The sequence below is a fragment of the Pseudomonas sp. 05N434 genome, from assembly GCF_056396965.1.
On record NZ_JBFTMK010000678.1, the window covers coordinates 1 to 5,460 of the forward strand.

The following is a 5,460-nucleotide window of genomic DNA, read 5'->3' on the forward strand; positions in this document are numbered from 1 at the left end:
TTCTTCGATGGGCAGTGTCTTGTTGACGCTGAGCAGCGCATCGAGGTCGGCGAATTTGCGCTGGTTCTTCGATGGGCAGTGTCTTGTTGACGCTGAGCAGCGCATCGAGGTCGGCGAATTTGCGCTGGAACGCCTGACTGGCAGCCACTGCTCGGTTGAATATCACGTTCTGCCCCTTGGGCAGGCCATTGTCCGTGGTGACCGTCACTTCCAGGCTTTCACCCAACTGTGGCGTATCGGCAGTGCCATAGGCCAGGTGAACCCGATAATGGATCGTCACACCCGGATTGACTGCGTAAYCGGCCCAGCGAAACTTCTGCAAAGGCGCGGCATCGCTGGGGGTGGCGTGAAACTGGGGGAACGTATGATCCTTGCCGGGAAAGGTCAGGCTGTTGAACAGAAACAACCAGGGTTTGTCACCTTGCTGTTTTTCGATGGCAAACCCCAGCAGGCCTTTGCGGCGGGGTTCGGCCAGGTCGATGGCCAGCAGCACACCGTTGGTGCCGGCGTAGGCTTTGACGCGGAAATCGTCCTGATCGTTGCGGGCTAGAACGCGCATGGGTCACTCCTGTGATGGGTTTGTTTACAGAGCATAGGGCAGCGATGCGATGGGGCCAGCACTGTCAGCACAAAACTCAACCTGAAATCAGCTCATCGATATGTCGATAATCAACCTGTAACTGCGCTGCCAACACCTTTGCCCGCCCGAGTCGAATCGGCCCGCGCTCGATGTCGATCAGCAACCCCGGACAATCCAGCTCCGGCAATGTCGACCATTCCTTCAACCGTCCATCCGTCACTAGCAACAGCCGCTGCTGTTCGGCCGGAAAACGCTTTTGCCGTGCCACCAGCCAGTGCCCCGCCTCGCCCAGCGCCGCCAGCATCGGCGTCCCGCCGCCGGCGCCCAATCCCTCGAGCCAATCGCGTAAGCCCGCAGAAGCTTTCAACCCCTGCACCTGCCACTTCGGCAAGTGACCGCTGGCGGTCAGCAAAGCCAGGCGTGCGCGCTGGCGATAGGCATCGTCGAACAGTTGTGCCAGCAAGCCCTTGGCATCGCTCAACGCCTGATGGCGCCGGGTCGAGGTCGAGGCATCGACGATCACCAGCCACAGTTCATGCGGGGTGCGGGTCCGCAGATGGAACAATAGGTCATCGCGTTGACGCGGTCGGCCATTGAGCAAGGTGCCGGGCCAGTTGACCGATCCGCTACGGGCGGCGTGACGCTTGCCCTGTTTACCGTGATCCAGCCGGCCTGCGCGGGGTCTGGCATTCGCCCCCGCGTCTGATCGAGGGCGAATGCCTAGGGCTTTTTTGGCCAGCTCGGCACTTCACGTCGAGCACCGACCGGCAGCGCCTGGGCGGGCATTTCGCCCCACTGGCCCTGACCTTCGTTCGGGTTGGTGGTTTGCGCAGGGGATTGCTGTGGCGCTTGGGAGTTTTGCGGCGCAGAGGTCGAATGCTCCCGACGACGATGACGCAAGGCAAATTCGGCGACCGCGTCGATATCCTCTTCGGCAATGGCGTTCGCACCGCGCCAGGCCGCATGTGCCCGCGCCGCGCGCAGCCAGACCAGATCGGCCCGCAAGCCGTCGACACCGGCAGCAAAGCAGAGCTCGGTGATCTGCGCCAGTGCGGCATCGTCGAGCGGGATGCTCGCCAGGGCCGCACGCGCCTTCTGGCAACGCTCGCGCAGGGCGTGTTGCTGACTTTCCCACTCGGCGCAGAAGCCTTGCGGATCGCTGTCGAAATCCAGTCGACGACGGATGATCTGGCCGCGCTCGGCGGGTGCGGTATGGCCACTGAGGGCGACGTTCAGGCCAAAGCGGTCGAGCAGTTGCGGGCGCAGTTCGCCCTCTTCCGGGTTCATGGTGCCGATCAGCACAAACTTCGCCGAATGCCGATGGGAAATCCCGTCGCGCTCGATCAGGTTGGTGCCGCTGGCGGCCACATCGAGCAGCAGGTCCACGAGATGGTCGGGCAGCAAGTTCACTTCATCGACGTAGAGCACACCGCCGTCGGCCTTGGCCAATACACCCGGAGAAAACTGTGCGCGCCCTTCGCTCAAGGCCGCGTCGAGATCGAGGGTGCCGACCAGCCGTTCTTCGGTGGCGCCCAGGGGCAAGGTAACGAATTGACCGCTGGCCAGCAGGTCCGCCAGGCCTCGGGCCAGGGTCGACTTGGCCATGCCGCGCGGGCCTTCGATCAGCACGCCTCCGATTTTCGGGTCGATGGCGGTCAGGTACAGGGCGAGCTTCAAGTCATCGGCGCCGACCACGGCGGAGAGCGGGAAATGGGGGGTGTCGGTCATGTACAAATCTCGGTCATGGTCGGTGATTACTCTGTGGCGAGGGAGCTTGCTCCCGCTCGGCTGCGTAGCAGTCGTAAAACTCCAGCGCCTCGCGGTATTCACCCGGCTCCTGCCACATCCCCCGTTGCTGCGCTTCGAGCAGGCGCTCGGTCATGTCGCGCAAGGCGTGGGGATTGTGTTCGCGAACAAACTCCCGGGTCGCCGGATCAAGCAAATAGGCGTCCGCCAGCAACGCATACTGGTGATCGTCGATCAACTGCGTGGTGGCGTCGAACGCAAACAGGTTATCGACCGTCGCCGCCAGTTCGAACGCGCCTTTATAGCCATGACGCTTGATCCCGTCGATCCATTTCGGATTGGCCGCCCGGGAACGGATCACCCGGTTCAGCTCTTCCTTCAATGTGCGGATCTTCGGCAAGTCCGGCTGACTGTGGTCGCCGTGATAACTCGCCGCCGCTGCGCCGCCGAGGCTTTCGACGGCCGCCAGCATGCCGCCCTGGAACTGGTAATAGTCGTTGGAATCGAGCAAGTCGTGCTCGCGGTTGTCCTGATTTTGCAGCACGGCCTGCACCTGGCTCAGACGCTGGGCGAACTGCTCGCGTGCGGCGGTGCCTTCATCGGAGCCGCCGTAAGCGTAGCCGCCCCAGTTCAGGTAAACCTCGGCCAGGTCTTCGCGGCTCTGCCACAAACGACCGTCGATGGCACCTTGCACGCCGGCACCGTAAGCACCCGGTTTGGCCCCGAAGATCCGCCAGCCGGCCTGTCGCCTGGCCGCTTCTTCATCCAGACCGGACGTCAGCAGCGCTTCGCGCTCGGCACGAACCTTGGCTGCCAACGGGTTGAGATCGTCCGGTTCATCCAGCGCGGCGACCGCTTGCACGGCGGCGTCGAACAGCCGGATCAGGTTGGCAAAAGCATCGCGGAAGAATCCGGAGACGCGCAAGGTCACGTCCACCCGCGGCCGGTCCAGCAGGCTCAACGGCAGAATCTCGAAGTCGTCGACCCGCTGACTGCCCGTCGCCCACACCGGCCGCACACCCATCAAGGCCATGGCCTGGGCAATGTCATCGCCGCCGGTGCGCATGGTCGCGGTGCCCCAGACCGACAGGCCGAGCTGGCGCAAGTGATCGCCATGATCCTGCAAGTGCCGTTCAAGAATCAGGTTCGCGGATTGAAAACCGATGCGCCACGCCGTGGTGGTCGGCAGGTTGCGCACGTCCACCGAATAGAAATTGCGCCCGGTGGGCAACACGTCCAGCCGTCCACGGCTGGGCGCACCACTCGGCCCGGCCGGGACGAATCGCCCGCTGAGGGCGTCCAGCAGGCCGCGCATTTCCGCCGGGCCGCAGGCGTCCAGGCGCGGGGCGACGACCTCGCGCAAACTGTCGATGATCGCGCTCACGTCGGACCAGCCTGGCTGGTTCAACGGAGCAATTTCAGCGCTCAAGGCTTGCTCGATCAACTGCGCGGCGAACAGTTCCAGACGCTCACGGGTATCCCCCGCCGTGCGCCACAGCTCATCACTGACCGCCTGCAAGGCATCCGGCCGAGGACCGTTCCAAGGATCAGCCAACACGCAATCCAGTGGATCGAAGCCCAATTCGAACGCCTTGGCCAGCGCCCGCAGCACGCTCGATTGCGCGCCACGACCGTCACCGCGAGGAATGCGCAGCAAGGCCAATAAAGTGTCGATGCGCAATCGCCCGGTCGGCGACTCGCCAAACACGTGCAGGCCATCGCGGATCTGCGATTCCTTCAAGTCACACAGGTAAGTGTCCAGGCGCGGCAACCAGATCGCCGCGTCGGCATCGCTGTCGAGCTTCTCGTCCAGCTGCGCTTGCGTGCGGCGCTTGGCTTGGGCACCCTCGCCCGGGTCGTTGACGATGAACGGATAGATGTTCGGCAGCGGTCCGAGCAGCGCGTCGGGCCAGCAGTTTTCAGATAACCCGACGCCCTTGCCCGGCAGCCATTCGAGGTTACCGTGCTTGCCGACATGGATCACGCCGTGGGCGCCGTAGGTGTTGCGCAACCAGAAGTAGAACGCCAGATAACCGTGGGGCGGCACCAGGTCCGGGTCGTGATAGACCGCGCTCGGGTCAACCTGATAACCCCGCGCCGGTTGAATGCCGACGAAGGTCAGGCCGAAGCGCAACCCGGCAATCATCATTCGCCCGCCACGGAACATCGGATCGCTTTCGGGCGTGCCCCAACGTTGCAGCACCGCCTCGCGATTGGCTTCGGGCAGTGCGTTGAACATCAAAAAGTAATCATCCAGCGCCAGGCTTTGCTGGCACGGACGTTGATCGATAGTGTCCAGATCATTGCTGACACCACCAAGCAGTTGCTGGATCAGCGCGGTGCCGCTGTCCGGCAACTCGGCCGGCAACGGATAACCTTCGGCGTACAGGGCACGCAGGATGTTCAGCGCCGCGGCCGGGGTGTCGAGACCGACGCCATTACCGATGCGTCCATCGCGAGTCGGGTAGTTGGCGAGGATCAGGGCGATGCGTTTTTCGCTGTTGGGCAGCCGCGCCAGATCGATCCAGCGCCGCGCCAGTTCAGCGACAAAATCCATGCGTTCCGGTTGTGGTCGATAGCAAACCACATCGGACTGACTGCGCTCGCTGCGCCACGCCAGATCCTTGAAGCTGATCGGCCGACTGATGATTCGCCCGTCCAGCTCCGGCAGCGCGATGTGCATCGCCAAGTCACGGGGACCGAGGCCTTGCTCGCTGGCAAGCCAGCCGGGCTCGTTGTCCTGGGCGCAGATCGCCTGGATCACCGGGATGTTGCGACGAAACGGCCGCAGGTGCGGCGCTTCAGGGCTGGACTGGGCGAAACCGGTGGTGTTCAGAATCACCCCCGCCTCAACTTCATCCAGCCAGTCCTCGACCACCGCCAGGCAGCCGGGCTCTTTCAGACTGGCCAGCGCAATCGGCAACGGGTTGAGCCCTGCCGCCTGCAAACGCTGGCAGAAAATATCGATGAAACCGGTGTTCGCCGCCTGCAAGTGCGAGCGGTAAAACAGCACCGCCGCCACCGGCTGATCGGCTTGCCAATCGGCTTGCCAATCCTGAAGGTGCGCGGGGCTTTTTTGCGGGTGGTAGATCGCGGTGCGTGGCAGGGTTTGCGGCTCGGACCATGGATAATCA

At 63.5% G+C, this 5,460-nt stretch carries 3 protein-coding genes and 1 pseudogene; all 4 read right to left on the minus strand.

Annotated elements, in window-relative coordinates:
• Positions 1–559 (minus strand): annotated as a pseudogene (locus AC1DLB_RS27925) (phospholipase D-like domain-containing protein); the annotation flags it as partial.
• 76 nt (positions 560–635) lie between these two features.
• Positions 636–1,181 (minus strand): vWA domain-containing protein, encoded by a 546-nt coding sequence (locus tag AC1DLB_RS27930; RefSeq protein WP_477743951.1) that lies wholly within the window; start codon positions 1,179–1,181, stop codon positions 636–638.
• A 119-nt stretch (positions 1,182–1,300) separates the two neighbouring features.
• Positions 1,301–2,308: a magnesium chelatase ATPase subunit I gene (locus AC1DLB_RS27935; protein ID WP_477743950.1), complete on the minus strand. Its 1,008-nt coding sequence runs from the start codon at positions 2,306–2,308 to the stop codon at positions 1,301–1,303.
• A 13-nt stretch (positions 2,309–2,321) separates the two neighbouring features.
• A partial coding sequence (gene cobN, locus AC1DLB_RS27940; protein ID WP_477786077.1) for a cobaltochelatase subunit CobN occupies positions 2,322–5,460 on the minus strand: 3,139 nt, incomplete at its 5' end.

What these genes read in the sequence shown, in the direction of transcription:
- AC1DLB_RS27935 (WP_477743950.1), bottom strand. Translation starts at nt 2,308, where the DNA reads ATGACCGACACCCCCCATTTCCCGCTCTCCGCCGTGGTCGGCGCCGAT.